Source organism: Paenibacillus sp. GQ49 (genome assembly GCF_059759055.1).
Genome location: NZ_JCAXEL010000001.1, coordinates 786,864 through 805,879, shown reverse-complemented (window position 1 = coordinate 805,879; position 19,016 = coordinate 786,864). Strand labels below are relative to the sequence as shown.

General features: G+C 46.0%; 20 protein-coding genes. 16 read left to right on the top strand and 4 right to left on the bottom strand.

The features are described from left to right. The first annotated feature begins 35 nt into the window (after positions 1–35). The gene (locus tag AC6CIF_RS03695) at positions 36–2,744 is read left to right on the top strand and encodes a hypothetical protein (protein ID WP_498197936.1); all 2,709 of its coding nucleotides are present in this window, start codon (positions 36–38) and stop codon (positions 2,742–2,744) included. Between the two features lie 104 nt (positions 2,745–2,848). Here AC6CIF_RS03695 and AC6CIF_RS03690 read toward each other — a convergent pair whose 3' ends face one another. Both AC6CIF_RS03690 and AC6CIF_RS03685 read right to left on the bottom strand, forming a co-directional pair. Continuing rightward, on the bottom strand, positions 2,849–3,235 hold the full coding sequence (locus AC6CIF_RS03690) for a cupredoxin domain-containing protein (RefSeq protein ID WP_498197934.1): 387 nt from the start codon (positions 3,233–3,235) through the stop codon (positions 2,849–2,851). Positions 3,236–3,455: 220 nt separating this feature from the next. Next, a complete protein-coding gene (locus AC6CIF_RS03685) occupies positions 3,456–3,815 on the bottom strand; it encodes a phage holin family protein (RefSeq protein ID WP_017689637.1) in 360 nt (119 codons plus the stop codon). Between the two features lie 187 nt (positions 3,816–4,002). Between AC6CIF_RS03685 and AC6CIF_RS03680 the strand changes: the two genes are divergently transcribed. From AC6CIF_RS03680 to AC6CIF_RS03665, 4 genes are all read left to right on the top strand, one after another. Continuing rightward, positions 4,003–6,369, top strand: coding sequence for an endonuclease MutS2 (locus AC6CIF_RS03680; protein ID WP_047842259.1), 2,367 nt, complete (start codon positions 4,003–4,005; stop codon positions 6,367–6,369). Positions 6,370–6,439: 70 nt separating this feature from the next. After that, positions 6,440–6,859, top strand: a complete 420-nt coding sequence (locus AC6CIF_RS03675; RefSeq protein ID WP_076209203.1) for a DUF350 domain-containing protein — start codon at positions 6,440–6,442, stop codon at positions 6,857–6,859. Positions 6,860–6,979: 120 nt separating this feature from the next. Then, on the top strand, positions 6,980–7,546 hold the full coding sequence (locus AC6CIF_RS03670; protein ID WP_076209202.1) for a hypothetical protein: 567 nt from the start codon (positions 6,980–6,982) through the stop codon (positions 7,544–7,546). 130 nt (positions 7,547–7,676) lie between these two features. Beyond that, a complete protein-coding gene (locus AC6CIF_RS03665; protein ID WP_498197930.1) occupies positions 7,677–8,891 on the top strand; it encodes an MFS transporter in 1,215 nt (404 codons plus the stop codon). 94 nt (positions 8,892–8,985) lie between these two features. On the opposite strand, the gene AC6CIF_RS03660 is transcribed toward AC6CIF_RS03665, so the two are convergent. Beyond that, entirely contained in the window at positions 8,986–10,206 is a 1,221-nt protein-coding gene (locus tag AC6CIF_RS03660) for an NAD(P)/FAD-dependent oxidoreductase (RefSeq protein ID WP_498197929.1), read from the bottom strand. A 97-nt stretch (positions 10,207–10,303) separates the two neighbouring features. Between AC6CIF_RS03660 and AC6CIF_RS03655 the strand changes: the two genes are divergently transcribed. From AC6CIF_RS03655 to AC6CIF_RS03625, 7 genes are all read left to right on the top strand, one after another. After that, entirely contained in the window at positions 10,304–10,537 is a 234-nt protein-coding gene (locus AC6CIF_RS03655) for a hypothetical protein (protein WP_047842262.1), read from the top strand. Positions 10,538–10,582: 45 nt separating this feature from the next. Further along, on the top strand, positions 10,583–10,978 hold the full coding sequence (locus AC6CIF_RS03650; protein ID WP_076209199.1) for a spore coat protein: 396 nt from the start codon (positions 10,583–10,585) through the stop codon (positions 10,976–10,978). A gap of 160 nt (positions 10,979–11,138) precedes the next feature. After that, a complete protein-coding gene (locus tag AC6CIF_RS03645; protein ID WP_024628343.1) occupies positions 11,139–11,639 on the top strand; it encodes an Lrp/AsnC family transcriptional regulator in 501 nt (166 codons plus the stop codon). A gap of 13 nt (positions 11,640–11,652) precedes the next feature. Further along, positions 11,653–12,861 (top strand): aminotransferase class I/II-fold pyridoxal phosphate-dependent enzyme, encoded by a 1,209-nt coding sequence (locus AC6CIF_RS03640; protein ID WP_036610094.1) that lies wholly within the window; start codon positions 11,653–11,655, stop codon positions 12,859–12,861. Between the two features lie 187 nt (positions 12,862–13,048). After that, positions 13,049–13,270 carry an aspartyl-phosphate phosphatase Spo0E family protein gene (locus AC6CIF_RS03635; RefSeq protein WP_179198508.1) on the top strand — a complete coding sequence of 74 codons (222 nt, stop codon included), beginning with the start codon at positions 13,049–13,051 and terminating at the stop codon, positions 13,268–13,270. A 177-nt stretch (positions 13,271–13,447) separates the two neighbouring features. Continuing rightward, positions 13,448–13,999, top strand: a complete 552-nt coding sequence (locus AC6CIF_RS03630) for a hypothetical protein (protein WP_310333874.1) — start codon at positions 13,448–13,450, stop codon at positions 13,997–13,999. A gap of 37 nt (positions 14,000–14,036) precedes the next feature. Next, positions 14,037–14,579, top strand: coding sequence for a bifunctional adenosylcobinamide kinase/adenosylcobinamide-phosphate guanylyltransferase (locus tag AC6CIF_RS03625; RefSeq protein WP_076209196.1), 543 nt, complete (start codon positions 14,037–14,039; stop codon positions 14,577–14,579). Between the two features lie 85 nt (positions 14,580–14,664). On the opposite strand, the gene AC6CIF_RS03620 is transcribed toward AC6CIF_RS03625, so the two are convergent. Beyond that, complete coding sequence (locus tag AC6CIF_RS03620; protein ID WP_017689624.1) at positions 14,665–15,276, bottom strand: DedA family protein; 612 nt, start codon at positions 15,274–15,276, stop codon at positions 14,665–14,667. A 148-nt stretch (positions 15,277–15,424) separates the two neighbouring features. On the opposite strand from AC6CIF_RS03620, the gene AC6CIF_RS03615 reads away from it, so the two are divergent. The 4 genes from AC6CIF_RS03615 (at position 15,425) to AC6CIF_RS03600 (ending at position 19,013) form a co-directional block, all read left to right on the top strand. After that, complete coding sequence (locus tag AC6CIF_RS03615) at positions 15,425–16,000, top strand: cob(I)yrinic acid a,c-diamide adenosyltransferase (protein WP_036610088.1); 576 nt, start codon at positions 15,425–15,427, stop codon at positions 15,998–16,000. Next, the gene (locus tag AC6CIF_RS03610) at positions 15,997–16,980 is read left to right on the top strand and encodes an RluA family pseudouridine synthase (protein ID WP_498197926.1); all 984 of its coding nucleotides are present in this window, start codon (positions 15,997–15,999) and stop codon (positions 16,978–16,980) included. Before AC6CIF_RS03615 ends, AC6CIF_RS03610 begins: the two co-directional genes overlap by 4 nt. Before the next feature lie 404 nt (positions 16,981–17,384). Further along, positions 17,385–17,750, top strand: coding sequence for an arsenate reductase family protein (locus AC6CIF_RS03605; RefSeq protein WP_076209194.1), 366 nt, complete (start codon positions 17,385–17,387; stop codon positions 17,748–17,750). Between the two features lie 369 nt (positions 17,751–18,119). Further along, complete coding sequence (locus tag AC6CIF_RS03600) at positions 18,120–19,013, top strand: 5'-3' exonuclease (protein WP_017689620.1); 894 nt, start codon at positions 18,120–18,122, stop codon at positions 19,011–19,013. Positions 19,014–19,016: the final 3 nt, after the last annotated feature.

Here is a 19,016-nt window from a genome sequence, read left to right as displayed (position 1 = left end):
AGAATCAACATACAGACTTGAAGGAGGGCACAACTGTGACTACACCTGATCGTACACGCGTCACCGTAGAGATCTACGGGACTTCCTATAAACTGGTTGGCAGCAGTGCCGACTATATGAAACAAGTAGCTAACCTGGTAGATGAGCGTATGGGCGCAATCTCCAAACAAAATTCCCGTCTGGATACTCCGCGTATTGCGGTACTGGCGGCTGTACATATGGCTGAACAGTCTCTTCAGACTCAGGAAATCCGTAATGAACTGAAGATGCTCACTGGAGAACGTACAGAACTGAGAAACGAATTGAATCGGTTAAACGCCATACAAAATGAACATCAACAAGAATTGGAACGGCGTGACCAGGCTCTTGCTGATTTGCAACAGCTGAAGATTGAAGCAGAGCAGGCGTTGCAAAAGTCCGAATCGGACAAAAATTCAGAGATAGCCAAGTTGAATAAGCTGCTGGAGCAAGAACGCGCTCAAGCAACGGAGCGAGTGCAGAAATTGCAGGCCCAAGCGACGGCACAACTGAAGGAAGCAGAAGCCAAGGGAACGAAACAGCTGAAGGAAATGGAAGAGAAAGCGGCTAATCAGCTTAAAACTGCACAGGCACAGGCCGCTTCCCAGCTCAAAGAAGCTCAGAACCGTTCTGCAGCCGAATTGCAGCAGGCGCAGGCCAAAGCTGCTGCGCAATATAAAGAGTTGCAGGACAAGACTGCAGCTCGATTAAAAGAAGCCGAAAGCCGTGCCGTTGCAGAACGTCAGCAGATTGAAGCCAAAGCTGCTCAGCAGGTTCAGACAGCCAAGGAAGAAGCCGAGTCGGCCATTTTGTCCGAGTTGGAGCAGGCAGAGAGCAATCTGAAGAAAGCTCAGGAAGAAGCAGCGCTGCAATATAAGGAACTTCAGCAACAGATGGAACTTCGTCTTCAACAGGCTGAAGAAAAAGCGCTGCAACATACACAAGAGCTCACGTATCATGCGAATCAGGAACGGGCTGCCTTACAGGAACAAGCGGAGCAGAAGCGCCTGACTGAGATAAATCAGTTGAATGCGGAGTTCAAGGCGTTATCCGAGCAGTTGGAACTCGAATGGATGGAGAAAGAAGCAGCCCTCGAGGAACAATTGCAGCAAGCCAAGGAAGCAGCAGCGTCCCAGGCGAAAGAAGCCGAGGCGGAGGCAGAGGCCTTGTTGCAAGAAGAACAGGGCAAGCTCAAGCAGCAACTTGAGGAACAACGTAAACAGGCGGAGGCTCGACTATTAGATGTCGAAGAACAATTGGAAGAAGTAATGACCCAGCTCATTAGTGCACAGGACTTGGTTGCAGAGCAAGAACAGCAGCTTCAGCATGAGCGTGGTCAATTGGAATCGTTACGTCATGAGCATGGGGTCCGTAAGCAGGAGCAGGAAGTTCAGACTCGCCGAATTACGGAACTGGAACAACAACTGGAGCAGTTGAAAGAGGACCGTTCCCAGTTGCAGGAGCTTCTGCGTGAAACGGAACAGGCTGCCCAGCAATCCCGTGATTCACAGGAACAATGGAAGCAGAAGTATAATGAAACTGTGGATAGAGAAACCTCTCTCTCAGCACAGCTACGCAAACTTCAGGAGCAACATGCACAGCTTGAACAGGAAGCCCAAAAGCTTCGTGAGGCAGAAGTGAAGTCGGAAGAGGAACAGCGCAGGTTGCATAAAGTGCTTGAACAGGCTCATGCTGCGGTACGTACATTGCAGAATGAGATCGGCACGCTTACGGAACGTGAGCAGTCCTTGAAGGATCTTGCTGAGCAGCGATTGGCTGAGATCGGAGACCTGGAGAATCAGATTCTTGAAGTTGCTGAACAAAATGAAACGTTGGAGTCTGGTGTGCAATCCCTTCATGATGAATTATCCGTGGTGAAGGAAGAGTCTCGTTTCAACCATGAAGAGGCTGTGCAATACCAGAAGGATGCAGAGCTTTTGGAAGAGAAACGCAATCAGCTTGAAGTTGAGCTAAATGTTGTTCGGGAAGAGCTGAACCGACTTCAGGATAACTATAAACAAATCCGTAATGATTACAGTGATGCATTACAACGGGAAGAGAATTACAGTTCCAAGCTGGATGAATTGAGCAAGGAGAAACAAGAGATTGTGAGCGCACTTGAAGAAGCGAGACAGTCTTCGGCTAAACTTTCCGAGCGTTACTCTGAGCAAGAGAGCCGGCTAGCCCAGACTGAGGAAGAAGCGTTGGAATGGCAGATCAAACACGAAGAACTGTCAGCCAAACAGACCGAGTTGGCATCCCGTCTGGAGCAGTTGACAAGACGTGAAGAAGAACTTCGCTCAAGCGTTGAACAAGCAGAGCAGAACGACCAGGTATGGCAACGCCGTGCAGATGAATGGGCAGCTCAGGAACAATCCTGGCAGGAACGCTGGGCTGCACTTGAGAATGAACTAACGGTTTGGAAGAGAGAAAGTGCTGCAAGTAGTGAGTTGCTGGAGGGACTGGAGCAAGAACGACAGCAGCTGGACAAGTTACGTGCAGAAGCGACCCAAGAGAAAGAGATCATGGAAACTGAACTGCTTGAGATGGGGGAGCGTTACGAACTAGCGGCCAATCAATTACGTTTGTTACAGGTTGAACGTGAAATGGAGCAGGAGAAGGCTGAGCAGCTGAACACGGAATATCGTCAGTTGCATGATGAATATACGAAATTGCAGACGGAATATAACGAATGGATTGAATTGATTGAACAGGACCAGACCTAGCGGAATGAATGCAGCAGAACTGGCTCGTGGGCAACGTACTCTGGTACAATTTGTTATACTAAAGAAGGAGCTCCCGTCGCTGCGGGGGCTCCTTGTCTTGAATACTATTCTTCAACGATAATTTTGGAGATCATGCTGCTGTGTCCTGAACCACAGAAGACCGAACAGGACATTTCAAACTCACCAACTTTGTCCGGGGTTATGACTTTGGAACTATTTCTGGTGTCGAGCGTAAGATTCAGCTCAGGCACGAGAATACCGTGGTTTCCGTTTACATTTTCATAAACAATCTTAACCGGGACACCTTTTTTAAGATGGTACTCGGGTTGATCAAATTTGTAGTTGCTTGCCTTGATGACCAGTTCTTCACTGGCTGTAACGCCAGCATCCGACCCGTTGCTGTCAGAGTCTGCGGACTGATTCTCTCCTCCACATGCAGTGAGGACCAGAATTAACATACAGGCAGCGAGCCATGTTATGCCTTTCTTCATTATGTGCCTCCTTAAAGCGTGATATGGATAAAATTTGAATGATTGCTCCAGTCATCATACCGCAATATGTGGATGCCTGTACACGCTGCGTATGTCGTTTTTTTGAAAATTGTACGTGTACGGCAGAGCATGCGTACTGCCCGAATGAAATAAACCCCTTCCGGCCCAGGGCCTTCAGAGGTTTAGGAGAATTCATGGGGATGTTAAGGTGAAGTGGAGACTAACTTTTGGAGCTTCGTCCGGCATCAAAAGGGGTGGATACCGGGATGAAGAGATCGATAATCCCGATAACCAGCGCAGCGAGAATGGCACCGAGCAGGCTGACTTCAACATGATCTACAACATATTGACCAAGCCAAATCACCAGTGCGCTAACGATAAATCCGACAATACCGCGACCAAACGGGTTGACCCTTTTGCCGAAGATACCTTCAACGATCCAGCCGAGCAGGGCAATGACAAGAGCAAGCAACAGGGCGCTCCAGAAGCCACCAACGGCGAATCCGGGAACGATCCAGCTGACCACCATTAATACAATTGCAGCGATGATAAATCGCACGACATGTCCCAGGAAATTCATGGTGTTTACCTCCTTTTATTCGGATTGAACTGAGCAGGGCAACTCCAGGGGGATGGAGAGGTTGCACAATCCTGACACCTGTAGTTTGTGGTGCTATGGTTGAAGTTATGTGTGGAAGGATTCGTTAAATAGCGTAAGAAAGTTTCTTTCGTTATAATACAGATATAGTTTGGAAGGAGTTGTACACTTGGACACGAAAATTTTACACACACTGGAATATCGCAAAATTTTAAATACATTGCTTAGCTTTGCTCAGACGACCATGGGAAAAAAGAAAGCGGAGCAACTTGAACCAAGCAGTGAACTTGAAGAAGTGAAGCGTTTGCTGCAGCAAACCGATGAAGCCTTCACATTTGATCGCCTGAAAGGCTCACCGTCTTTTGGGGGAATTGTAGATATTACGGCTTCCATCAAACGTGCTGAAATTGGAGGCACACTTAACCCTCACGAACTTTTGGGAATATCCAATACAACCTTTGCGGCGCGGCGATTGAAACGTCAGATTGGTACTTTGCATGAAGATGAGCCCATCGAATCATTGTTCTATATCAGTGATCAACTGTCAGAGCAAAAAACGCTTGAGGATGCCATCAAAATCTGTATTGACGATAATGCAGAGGTTGCCGACAGTGCAAGCGTAACGTTGGCGCAGATTCGTCGTGAGCTGCGAGGCGGAGAAGCACGGATTCGCGAAAAATTGGATTCCATGATACGATCCTCTACCGTATCCAAGATGCTTCAGGATCAGCTCATCACCATCAGAGGAGACCGTTTCGTAATTCCGGTGAAAGCTGAATATCGTTCGTACTTTGGCGGGATTGTGCATGATCAATCCGGTTCGGGTGCGACATTGTTCATTGAGCCGGAATCCATTGTTGCAATGAACAACAAATTACGCGAGACCCGGATTCGGGAAGAACGCGAAATAGAAATTATTTTGCAGAAATTGACGGCACTTGTCAGTGAGCAGGGAGAGTGGCTGTTGTATGATGTCGACTTGCTGGGATCACTTGATTTTATCTTTGCCAAAGCACGACTGGCTCGTGAACTAAAAGCAACATTGCCTCGCATGAATGACCGCGGGTTCCTGAAGCTTAAGAAAGGCCGTCATCCACTAATTCCGATTGAAAACGTGGTTCCAATTGACATAGAGTTGGGCAATGATTACACATCCATTATCGTGACAGGTCCGAATACGGGTGGTAAGACGGTAACGCTCAAAACGATTGGATTGCTCAGCCTAATGGCAATGTCCGGTTTATTTGTTCCGGCTGAGGATGGCAGTCAGTTATGTGTATTTGATGCGATCTATGCAGACATTGGGGACGAGCAGAGTATCGAGCAGAATCTAAGTACTTTCTCCAGTCATATGACCAACATCATTCGCATTCTGAAAAACATGACGCCAAAAAGTTTGGTGTTGCTCGATGAACTTGGAGCAGGGACAGACCCGGCTGAAGGTTCCGCACTGGCGATCTCCATGCTTGAGCATATGCACCGGACGGGATGTCGCATGGTTGCAACTACCCACTACAGTGAACTGAAAGCATACGCATATGAGCGTAAAGGTGTCATTAATGCCAGCATGGAATTTGACATCAACACACTGAGTCCAACCTATCGCCTTCTGGTGGGTGTACCTGGACGAAGTAATGCATTTGCCATTGCAGAGCGACTGGGACTGCCGGGTTACATTCTCGACTACGCCCGTGGCGAAGTGAAGGAAGAGGATCAACGGATTGAGCACATGATTGCTTCTCTTGAAGAGAACCGTCTTACGGCTGAACAAGAGCGTGAGAAGGCAGAGAGCTTGCGCCAGGATATGGAGAAATTACGCAGTCGTCATCAGACCGAACTGGAGAAGCTGGAACAGCAGCGTGATCGCCGGATTGAAAAAGCAGAAGAAGATGCACGCAGCATTGTGGACAAGGCTCGCGCGGAAGCGGAGAAGATTATAGCAGATCTTCGCCTGTTGGCTATGGAAGAAGGTGCTTCCGTGAAGGAGCACAAACTCATTGCTGCCCGCAAACAGCTGGACGAGGCTGAACCGGAGAAACGCAGAAAAACGGTCAAGAAGACGGCAACAGCGCCGAAGACTCGTGCTATCGGTCCTGGTGATGAAGTGCTTGTCTACAGTTTGAATCAAAAAGGCCATGTTGTAGAGATGGCGGGCAGCAAAGACGCGATGGTACAACTGGGGATTATGAAAATGAAAGTATCCCTGGATGACCTGGAACTGCAGCAATCGGCTCCCGCAGCTAAACCAAAGCAAAAACCGGTAACGGGTATGAAACGTACACGTGATGACAATGTGAAAAGTGAATTGGATCTGCGTGGTACCAACCTGGAAGAAGCCCTGATGGAGACAGACCGGTTCATAGATGAAGCTTTCCTTGCCAACCTGGGCCAGGTTTATATTATTCACGGTAAAGGTACAGGAATTTTACGTTCCGGTATTCAGGATTACCTGCGTAAGCATAAACATATTAAAAGCTACCGGCTGGGCAATTACGGAGAAGGCGGGAACGGTGTGACCGTCGCAGAATTGGAATAGCCGGTCCATGAATCAATGATATTCTGCGACCTTGTTCATGAAGGTCGCAGATGGGAGAGGGGAACGGTGCGTGATAGAAAGCATTGACCAATTGCTGTCTCATCCCTTGGGGATGGTACTCGGTTTTTTCTCGGTAGCGATTATGGAGCTGCTCGTATTTCTGGCTTGCTTCGAACTGGTGACCAAGTATAAATGCTGGACGGAGATCAAGAAGGGCAATGTGGCCGTTGCGATGGCTACAGGAGGTAAGATCTTCGGGATCTGCAACGTACTGCGTTTCTGCATACAGGCTAAATCTTCGGTGTATGAAGCCATGACGTGGTCGTTTGTTGGGTTCTTCCTTCTGCTCGTTGCCTATTTTTTGTTCGAATTCCTGACACCCGTGTTCTCCATTGATAAGGAGATCGCAGCGGACAACCGAGCTGTTGGATTGATATCCATGGTTATTTCCGTCTCATTGTCGTTTGTTATTGGCGCGAGTATTATCTAGGGGGACCGGTCATGAAGATATTGATACGGATTCTGTTTGCGGCATCACTTGTGTTCTTTGCCATCGGTGTCATCTATGTGATGAATACATGATTATTTGAAAGAGAAAGGTTGATTTAATATGGAGACAACAGTATGCCCTTGGTGTCACACGGAGATTGTATGGGATGAGGAACTCGGTCCTGAAGAAGAGTGTCCATATTGCCACAATGAATTGAAGGGCTATCGTACGCTCAACATTGACATCGGAGATGAAGAGCAAGATGAAGCTGAAGACGACATTTATGATGTGGATCATGCAAACGATGATAAACAGACTACGGATCTTTCAGATCTGTGGGGGGATGAAGTTGAGCTCAAATTGCCGGAGTTGCGAACGTTAACCAAATACGCGGATGAAGGTAATGACCTGATTCAATATGAACAAGGTGTCCAGAAGCAACTAGATCATCAGGAAGAAGTACCGGAGTGCCCGAATTGTCGGGAATTCATGATTCTTGCTGGTACTCAAGCTGCAACGCAGGATAACTTTACTCCAGTTGCTAACGCAGCTTCAGGCGAAGGGGCACTATTGTCACCACCGTTTAAGGTATTGACCTATGTATGCTCGGGATGTTTCCAAGTTCAATACAGTCTGTCTGAGGAAGATCGTCTGCGTCTGATTAAGAATCTGAGTACGCAGGAATAAACATTTCGGAGATTCAAACCAAATTTCATAGCAATCCTGAAGATTCATCATGTTTTCCTCTTGCTTGGGGCACGTTAACCCTAAGACCTACCTGTACACAGTTCACTTCAGGTGGATGAAGGAGGAGCAGATGAAGATTACTTTAGGCCGACAATCCATTCTGCTTTTGGGCGTGAATGGATTGTTTGCGTTAGCCGGAGCGTTGTCGGGAACCTTTTTGAATGTGTTTCTGTGGAAAAGCCGTCCGGATTATGCCATGTTGGGGTGGTTCACTCTCAGCCAGCAACTGGCCATTGGACTGACATTCTGGCTTGCTGGTAAATGGGTCAAGGAACACAATAAAATGAGTGCACTACGATTAGGTACTGCGCTGTCCGGCATATTTTATATGATAGTCCTCTGGGCTGGTTCCAAAGCTGTAGACTGGATATGGCCTCTGGGTATACTACTCGGATGTTCCCTGGGGCTGTTCTGGATCGCATTTAATGTTGTGTATTTTGAAATAACGGATCGAGAAAACAGGGATCTATTCAATGGCTGGGTTGGGTTACTTGGTTCGATGACCGGAATTATAGGTCCATGGTTCTCCGGTCTGATTATTACTCGCATGACAGACAACACAGGATATCGGCTCATCTTCACGGTATCACTCGTCATTTATGTTATCGCGGTAGTCTTTAGTTTTTTTCTAAAAAAAAGAAAGGTAAGTGGAACGTACCGCTGGTCCGAGCCTTGGATACAGTTATCCAAACCGGACAGTCCCTGGAGGACCTTGGCTTTGGGTTTGTTCGCTCAGGGTGCGCGTGAAGGGGTCTTTGCCTTTCTGATTGCACTGCTTGTATACGTGGCCACTGCACAGGAGTATAAGTTGGGACAGTTCTCACTCATCACTTCGGCCGTGGCATTAATAAGTTATTGGGCAGTAGGGAAATGGTCCAAACCACAGTATAGATCCAGAGGCATGTTCATCGGAGCTCTGATTCTGCTGATTGTGCTGATTCCTCTTCTGTGGAAAGTGACCTATGTTACGCTGTTAATCATGGGGATCGGAAGTGCGGTTGCGATGCCATTGTATATTTTACCTATGATATCAGCGGGATTCGACATGATGGGCACGAGTGGCGAAAATGTGGAGAAAAGGGTTGAACTTGTCGTATTGAGGGAATTATGTTTGATGGTTGGCCGACTTTTTGGGTTGATCATATTTATTATAACGGTCATGAATAGTCCGTCCCTGCGCATGTTAACCTGGCTTATTATCGTTCTGGGTGCTTTTCCGCTAATTGGGTGGATCTTTATGCGCAAGTTATTGAACCGAACGGAAGGGCAAGAGCCCTCGGCTTAGCAGCTTCCAAATATACAAACAGGGTACAGCGGCGGGAAAAGAGAACTTTCCGTGTGCTGTACCCTGTTTGTCGTTGTATTGGTTCAGTTGGTGGTTATACAGGAGATGGTTTACTTGTACGTGTGAGTGAGAACAGATCCATATCGGGGTTTGGTTTGCCAGTAATAGCATCCACAATTAAGGAAGCAGCAATCATGCTGTATACGGTACCGTTGCCTCCATACCCTTCAACAAAGTACGAATTCGGATAGTCTGGGTGTGGACCGATTAGCGGAAGACCATCATGGGTGCTTCCAAAAACAGCTTCCCAAGCGTAATCAACTTCGAGATCAGGTAATGGGAAATACTCGGCAATTTTCTGAAGCAAAATCTCACCTTTATGAACAGCCTTGATTGCCCGTTGTTCTTCTCGAGGACGGTTCTCATCAAGTCCACCTGCAATAATTCTTCCGTCTGGAGTTGTGCGCATATATAGATAAGGTCGTTCGGTCTCCCATATCATGCATTGCTTATGCCAGCTGCTCAGATCCTGTAGTGGCTTGGTAGCGATAGCATATGTGCTTTGGAGGTATGCGCCTCTGTCCTTTTTAATTTCTTGTGTTTCATAGCCTGTTGAGAAAATAACATGTTTGGCACGTACAGTGCCATGAGGTGTGTAACATAGGACGCCATTTTCATCATAATCACAATGGGTGAATTCACTATGAGTATAGACCCTTGCTCCTTGACGTGAGGCTGAGTGGAATAGCGAGTGAACCAAACGATACGGATTAACCTCAGCATCCCCGCTTGTGTATAGTGCAGCACGTTTGCTGAACGGGAACAGTGCACTGATTTTTTCCTGATCCCACAGCTCCACATCAAATCCATAATGTTTCAGGTTACGATATTCTTCCTCCATCAACGTTACATCTTCCTCATGACTTGCACAATACAGACTTGTGCGAGGCACAAACCAAGGATCAATCTCAAGCTTCGATGAAATTCTTTCAAGATGGTGCATGGCATCCCGGCATAATTCGTAGAATCGAACACCGGTTTCTTCCCCAAATGTCTGGATACAAGAGGTGAGCGTTTTGTCATTTGTATATTGGAGCAGGCCCGTATTTGCCATGCTGCTGCCATGACCGATATCTCTTTTGTCAATAACAACGGTGTCAATCCCCTGATCCGTCAAAAGCTTGGCAGACAACGCGCCTCCCATTCCACCACCGATGATTAGACAATCACAGGACAGGTTTTCTTGCAAAACAGGATAATGGGGAGGAGAAGCAAAGGTAGTTGGCCAAAATGTTTTTCCGTTAATAAGTTCCATAATTGATCACCTCTGTTGAATGTAGTTGAAGTATACTTTTTGAGGTTAAGGTAACAATAAATTCGCAATAACTTTAGATTAAGGAGGTCAGACATACATGCAAAACTCACAAATGCAAGCACTGAGCCCCAAGGAACTGAACTATATTGCGGATTCAATTTCCAATGAGGAAATGTTAATCAAACAATGTGCAGCTACAGCCTCCATCACACATAATCCGCAAATTCAACAGGCGCTGAATCATTATGTTCGCTCACATGAACAGCATCTGAACACGCTTGTCAATGCGTTACAGCAACATCAATCTCTTGCACCGGCGCAATCACAGTAAAGCTCAAAACATGACAAGTTATTTCAAAGCATAGGAGGAAAATACGTGTACACTCAATCTTTGTCATCTGGTGGGAATTTTATGCAAGAGCAAGATTTGTTGAAGTCGATTCTTGCAGATTTAAGACGAACTTCACGTGAATATACAACGGCAACTACTGAATCTGCTTGCCCCACGACCCGGAGAATGTTCAATGATTTAACGAACGATACATTAAGACTGCAAGGTGAACTGTTCAACCTGATGCAACAAAACAACATGTATTCCGCTTCATCGAAAGCACTTCGTCAGGATGTGGACAAACAAATCCAGTCTGCACACCAGACCCAACAGAAGTGTCAGCAATTCATTCAAGAAAAGAACACGCAGAACAGTTCATACAGCCAAGCTCCTAATGTGCCTCAGCATCAACCGAATTACGGTAACCCTTATTACATGTAACCTTTGCAAAAGAGGTTTGAAGCACCTAACGTTACAGGACCATACCACCGCTTGCCTGAATTCAGGGCAGGCGGTCTTTTGTCTATGCATCAACGTCAAATTCATGTAATATAAGTATTAATTCATTTTCAGGAACCTGGATGATGCTGGAGGGAAAACCATGAAAGATTTGAACGATCTGCAATTAAAAGTTCTGGATCTGCTAAAGGAAGACGCGAGAAGGACTCCCGCACTGCTGTCGACGCTGCTGGGGGAGTCGGAAGACAAGATTAAAAACGCCGTGGCACAGCTAGAACAAGACCACGTCATCGTAAAATACGCAACCGTCGTCAACTGGAGCAAAATAGATGATGAGAAAGTAACGGCCCTGATTGAGGTGCAGATCACGCCGGAGCGTGGTCGTGGTTTTGAAGGGATTGCCGAACGCATTTATCTCTATCCGCAAGTGAAGTCCGTATATCTCATGTCAGGTGCATACGATCTGCTCGTTGAAGTGGAAGGTGGCAACCTGCGTGAAGTCGCTAATTTTGTGTCGGAGAAACTGTCTCCGATAGACTCTGTACTTTCAACCAAAACGAATTTTATTCTTAAAAAATATAAGCAGGACGGGATTATTTTTGAAGACCATCAGGAAGACAACCGTCTCATGATCTCGCCGTAAAGGAAGATGTGTCATGATAGTGAATGAACAGACAACCGGGAACAACAAGAAAATGACATCTTATCTGGCACCTCTCGTGCAGCAGATACCTCCATCCGGAATTCGTAAATTTTTTGATCTGGTTGGAGACAACAAGGATATTATCACATTGGGTGTGGGTGAGCCTGATTTTGTTACCCCTTGGCATATGCGTGAAGCTTGTGTATACTCGCTGGAAAGAGGCATGACCAGCTACACATCCAACGCAGGTATGCCGAAGTTGAGAGAAGCCATCAGTGAATATCTGGATACGCAGTTTGATACCAAATACGATCCCAAGGATGAGATTATTGTTACCGTGGGTGGCAGTGAAGCGATTGACTTGGCTTTGCGAGCATTAATCGTACCTGGCGACGAGATTCTCATTCCTGAACCTTCGTACGTGGCTTATTCACCAATCGCTTCAATCGGTGGCGGTATACCGGTTGGTGTTGAAACCTACGCGAAAGATCAGTTTAAGTTAACTGCCGAAGCACTTGAAGCTGGTATCACACCGAAGTCGAAAGTGGTTATTCTGTGTTATCCGAGTAATCCCACTGGAGCTATCATGACTTATGAAGAGTGGCTGCCTATTGCTGAAGTGATTAAAAAGCATGATCTGATTGTGATCGCGGATGAAATTTACGCTGAATTGACGTATACGCAAAAACATGTTAGCTTTGCAGCTATCCCTGACATGAAGGAGCGGACCATTCTCGTAAGCGGATTTTCAAAGGCTTTTGCAATGACAGGTTGGCGGATTGGGTACATGTGTGGTCATCCTGAGCTTATTGCAGCCATGCTCAAAATCCATCAGTATACGGTAATGTGTGCGCCGGCCATGGGTCAGGTTGCTGCACTTGAGGCGTTGACGAATGGTTTGGGTGAGAAAGATCGGATGGTAGAATCGTATAATCAGCGTAGACGTTTAATTGTGCAGGGATTCAGGGATATTGGACTTGATTGTCACGAACCTCAGGGGGCATTCTATGCATTCCCGAGCATTCAAAAGACGGGTATGAGTTCCGACCTGTTTGCTGAACGATTGTTAACGGAGAATAAAGTGGCTGCTGTTCCGGGCAATGTTTTTGGTCCTCAGGGAGAAGGCTTCTTGCGTTGTTCTTATGCTACTTCTGTAACCCAATTAAATGAAGCTTTGGAACGAATCGGAAACTTTGTTTACAAACTGCAAAAAGAGGGTTAATACTAAAATAGAATCTTTTTACAAATGGGACATGGTTATATTGGAAAAAAATAACTTTCTTTTACAAAATAATGTGATATAATTTCAATTTGAAATAAGTTTTCATAAATTTGGAAACCATTTTTCCAAGGAGGGGTTAGCTTTGTTTTGTGTTGAATATGATTTACCGACGAATCGTGGGCACTATCTGGCAGAAGGCGATCATGGCGACCGATGGTCGGTGAAACCCGATAACGCATCTTTGCATGACATTTCCTTGGAAGATGAAATTCATATGCTTCGTCGCAAGATGGAACAGATCTTCCTCGAAGAGAAATCATTCACATCCGATATTGTAATTGAAATCAGCAGTTTGCTGGATTTAAAGATTAATGAATATATGAAGGCTAACCCAATTAAAGCAAAATAACGTTTATGCTGGATTGAAACGTTTCATTAATCGAATTAGAAAGTAAAGAAAGGGAGACCTGAGAAGGTCTTCTTTTTTTGTGTGTAAAGGCAAGGTGATCCTCCGATAAGCCAGGTTATTTTTTTGCGTGGAACAATTGTGATATATTGGACATAGGAGACTAAAGGGGGAACTGGAATGAAGAGATTTTGGGGGCTTACTGCAATCATTTCTATCGTTTTTCTGCTTGCTGGTTGTGGAGGTAAAGATGGTTTTTCCATTTTCATCATTGATAACCAAGGAAATCCATCTGTAATCTCAGAACAGTTACAGGCCAATCTGCAACAGAAACTGGGCGAGGAACCGAAGGTGGAAGTGATCACCAGTGCGATGTATGATGTTCAGAAAATTATGGTAGAATATGCGGCTGGAGGACATGATATCTTCATTTTGCCTGAGTCCGACATGAAACAATACGGAAGTAATGGCTCCAATGTTCCGCTGGATGATACGTTTGATCCCAAGAAGTTTGAACGGGGTGTATTTGAGGGTGGAGTATTGGTAGAGAAGGGTGAAGGAGATGAAGGTTCAGATATCAAACAAGAATCACATCTTTACGGCATTCCACTTGAAGATATGAAAATGTTTAAAGATGTAGAATATGCTGCGAGCAATTTGTTCGCCACCATTCCAGTGTCATCTTCCAATGTCGAAGAATCCAAAAAAGTGCTGAAGGCGCTGACAGAGTAAAGAAAATTCAGAATGGCTATGGAAGGAGGGAAGCGGATTGCTGATTACGGTCACAGGCGGCATAGGTAGTGGTAAAACCCGGTTTGCCCTCAAGTATGCAGCCGGAATTAGCCGGGAGGGTGTATATTTATCCACTGGTGATCATGATCCCGTTATTCCCGAATTGCCATCCGCTCATTATCGTGCCATTCATGCCGGGAACGGTCAGCATCTGACAGAGGTGATCACCCAGATTAATCGGGAATCCAATCTGTTTTTGGCGGATCAGCGAATTGTAATTGTAGACAGTTTGACCTCCTGGATGGCTGCCGGTTTCAGGGCAACAGAGGATCTGGATCATCAGCGTTCAGAGACACAGCTTTTGCTTGATGCTTTATTGTCTTATCAGGGGAAGTTGCTTGTGATTACCAATGAAATGCATGGTACATTGCATCCTACCGAGGAAGAACGAATTTTTACAGCGAGAATGGCTTCGGTTAATCGGATGCTGCAGATACATGCTGAAAAGATGTACATGCTGGTATCTGGTCTGGCTATCGATCTTAAGAGTCAGGGCATGCGAAATGAAGATGAACGATAGTGAGATGACATAAACGGGTGACATAAAGAAGCCTCCTTAACCACGAATTGGTGGCGAGGAGGCTTTATTTATTAATCTGTCCTTTTTATTTCTGCTTTTTGCTACGTCTGATCCACCAGATGATACATCCGATGACAATGATGGCCAGAATGACGTACACTACAATGGAATAGACGTCCATAAAGTGCAAAATACTCTCCCATGATGCGCCAAGCGCAGCACCAACGCAGACCAGAATGACATTCCAGATCAATGTACCAATGGTTGTAAAGAGAAGGAATAAACCAAATTTCATATTGGACATGCCTGCGGGAATGGAGATAAGACTACGGACGAGGGGAACCATTCGGCAGAATAATACGGTCCACATGCCATATTTGTCAAACCATGCATCGACACGGTGAATATCCTCTTTTTTGATGCGCAGAACATGTCCCCAGCGTTCCACAATTTTCTCAAGGCGTTCGACGTCAATGAGTAGACCAATACCATACAGGATCACAGCACCAAGGACAGAGCCAATAGTTGCGGCGATAATAACTCCTGGAAGAGTGAGACTGGTATAGGTGGTCATGAATCCGCCAAACGGCAAGATGATTTCGGATGGAATCGGGGGAAATACGTTCTCAAGAGCAATAATGAGTGCAATGCCTATGTAGCCGTATTGTTCCATGAAATCGGTTATCCAGTTTTGCATAATCGTCTCCTTTACTTTTGGTTTCCTTTGATTTGTCGTATACTCGGCAGAGCACACCAATTCTTATATACGTGTAAAGCGATAGACGGGTTTCTGAAAAAATGGCATTCTCGTATTCATTATTATATTACCAATTGGAGGGATAACGATGGGCATATATACACGAACAGGTGACGAAGGACAGACTTCGGTCATCGGTGGACGCGTCATCAAGGATGATGACCGGGTTGAGGCTTATGGCACGATTGATGAATTAAACTGTTTTGTAGGCCAGGCGATCAGCCTTATTGACTCTGCTCAAGGGGAATTTGAAGATCTGCGTGAACATCTGCTGGAAGTTCAGCAGGAACTGTTTGATTGCGGGTCGGATCTAGCCTTTGTGAAGATTAGTGAAACCAAATATAAGGTGAGAGATGAGATGGTCACACGTCTGGAACAATGGATTGACCAGTATGATGCAGAGAATCCAAAAGTGGAACGGTTCATTATTCCTGGTGGCAGTCAGCTGTCTTCTGCTCTTCATGTGTGCCGTACTGTATGTCGTCGCGCAGAGCGTCGCACGGTAACACTTGGACAACATACAGATATTAATCCGTCTGTACGACGGTATCTAAACCGACTGTCTGATTATTTCTTCGTGGTTGCACGGACGGCCAACGCGAGACAACAGGTGGCGGATATTGAATATGTGCGGAGCAAAAAAGTATTCCGCCGCAAAGAATGAGCCAATATTATTCGCCGATTGTCTGCACGGTGACCGAACAAGAAGATGGCTGGCTGCTGAAGACCGTGCTTCAGCGGCGGCTGCTGGTGTCGCGTAAGCTTTTGTCCAAAATCAAGCTGACTGAACAAGGCGTCATGTTAAATGGGGAGCGCGTATACATTAGCGTCAAGGTGGCTGCGGGTGATGTCGTTGAAGTTCGGATGGAGCAAGAGGAATCGGATGATATTTTGCCTGAGCCTATTCCCTTTACCGTTCTGTATGAAGACGAGCACTTGCTTATTGTCAACAAGGATGCGGGCATCATCGTTCATCCGACACATGGACATTACACAGGTACTTTGGCAAATGGCGTTGTTCATTACTGGAAATCCAAGGGTGAGCGCTTCCGGTTCAGACCGATTCATCGACTTGATCAGGAAACGTCCGGTGTGCTCGCCATAGCCAAGAACCCTTATGTCCATCAACATGTCTCTGAACAGATGATTGCTGGAACAGTGGACAAGAAATATATTGCACTTGTGCACGGAAGCCCTGTCCCGGAACAAGGGTCGGTGGACGGACCGATTGACCGCGATCCTGAAGAGCCACATCGCCGAATCGTAACTCCTGATGGTTACGCTGCAAGAACGTTGTACACGACCTTAACACGTTGGTCAGGGGGCAGCGCCAGTGCGATAAGCCTCAAGCTGGAAAGTGGCAGAACACATCAGATCAGGGTACATATGACGTCCATCGGCTGCCCGTTGATAGGTGATCGAATGTACAAGACACTACCTGTGCATGAGATCGATGAGCAGACCATGGCTGTTCGAGAAGAACGGGATACCTGGATCGAACGCCAGGCATTACACGCTTGTGAATTGACGTTTGAACATCCAATTTTACAGGAACGCATAACGTTCCAAGCCCCTTTTCCAGCAGATATGGCCGCGCTGGAGCAGCGTTTGAATGATGAGGCAGCTCCCAGGGAAGAACTGTAGGAAGCTGCGATGAGGGACTTAGATCTGCACCTCGTATCGCAGTTTCCTGCACAGCCCGTCCTGCTTTGCAGTCAACCTTGGTTGGCTAACTTGTGTGAGGGATGCTTCATGCACCCGAACAACATGCCGTAGGCTAATAATTATGGTTCAATGTATTGATGTTTACCCATTTCATGTTAAATCTTTTAAGATTTCAAATCTTTTGAAGCTTTTAAAGATATAAAAGCTGTAAGATTTTGACCCAAAAAATATAGCGAATGTGTTTTTGATCATTCGCCAAAGTCAGTAAAGTTGCATGGCGATGGTATCGATTTGGAGCGACTTTTGGATTTGCGAAGCAAACCAAGGGAAGCGACAAGTCGAGACCGGAGCCACACCGGAGCCACACACTAGGAGGCAAATCAATGAGTAACTTAAAAGTATATCAATATGCCAAATGCGGCACATGCCGCAAAGCTGTAAAATGGCTTGAAGCTCAAGGACATGAGCTGGAGCTAATCCCTATTTTTGACTCACCGCCATCCGAATCTGAACTAACAGAACTCATCCAAAAGAGCGGGCTTGAAGTGAAAAAGTTCTTTAATACGAGCGGAGAAGTGTACAAAGAACAACAACTGAAGGACAAGCTTCCCGGAATTTCCGCTGATGAACAGATTCGTTTGTTGGCTTCCAATGGTCGTCTCATCAAACGTCCGATCGTTACGGATGGAGAAAAGGTGACGGTTGGATTCAAGGAAGAAACGTACGAGCAGGAATGGAATAACGCATAAACGCGCTGAATATCAGCCTTGAATTGTTCAAAATTCAGGGCTTTTTTGGCTGAACGATGGTTGGCGGAACTATGCTATAATGATAGAATTAGTTTCGATATTTTATTTGCTATAGAAATTGAACTAAACATTTACACGAAAATGGAGAGGACAGAAATAACCTGAAGAAGCGGAGCGTTCGCCTAAAAGCTTTCTGAAAGAAAGCTACTTCGGAAGCATATGCTATCCCCGGATTTTCCCTTTTTGAAAAGGAATCAAAAAAATCTGGGGATAACAGCGATCAGAAGGATGTTCTGTCATCGGAATGGTAAGTGTAAATATACTTTAGTTTAATTTCTATAGAATCAGGACAGGAGAGAACAAATTCAAGTGAATCAACGTAATGAACCTACTTTGTTGCTGGTAGACGGTATGGCGGTGTTGTTTCGTGCTTTTTATGCGACATCTGCAAGCGGATATATCAGACGTACAAAGGCAGGATTGCCTACCAACGCAGTCTACGGATTTATCCGTTATTTCTGGGATGCGGTTCAGACTTTTGGGCCAAGTCATGTCGTATGTTGTTGGGATATGGGCGGTAAGACGTTCCGCGGTGAAGAATATGCAGCCTACAAAGGCAACCGGGCTGAAGCTCCGGATGACCTGATTCCCCAGTTTGCTCTGATTCGTGAAGTTATGGATAGCCTGGGTATTCCAAATATAGGTGCACAAGGATTCGAAGCCGACGATTGTATCGGGACGCTTGCGAAGTATTATACCGAAGAGACCGATATGAATGTTATGGTGCTGACGGGTGACCACGACATGTTGCAACTGATCAATGACCGCACAAGTATCATTATTATGAAAAAAGGCCATGGCAACTACATGGTGTACAACCCTGAAACGCTCATGGCAGAGAAACAACTGACACCTCGTCAAGTGATTGATATGAAGGGTCTGATGGGAGATGCCAGCGACAATTATCCCGGAGTACGGGGAATTGGTGAGAAAACAGCGTTGAAGCTTGTACAGGAATACGGCTCCATTGAAGGGATTTTGAGCAACATGGATAAACTGACCCCTTCGGTGCGTAACAAGATTGAGAATGATCTGGACATGCTTCATCTGTCCCGCAAACTGGCAGAGATTCATTGTGCTGTTCCGGTTGCCTGTGCGCTGGATATCTGTGAATTGCGTCTTGATCCGGATATGGTGATGGACAAGTTTGAACAACTTGAGATGAAGAGCCTTGGCTCTTGGATGGGAGTGGCAATAGGGTGAGCA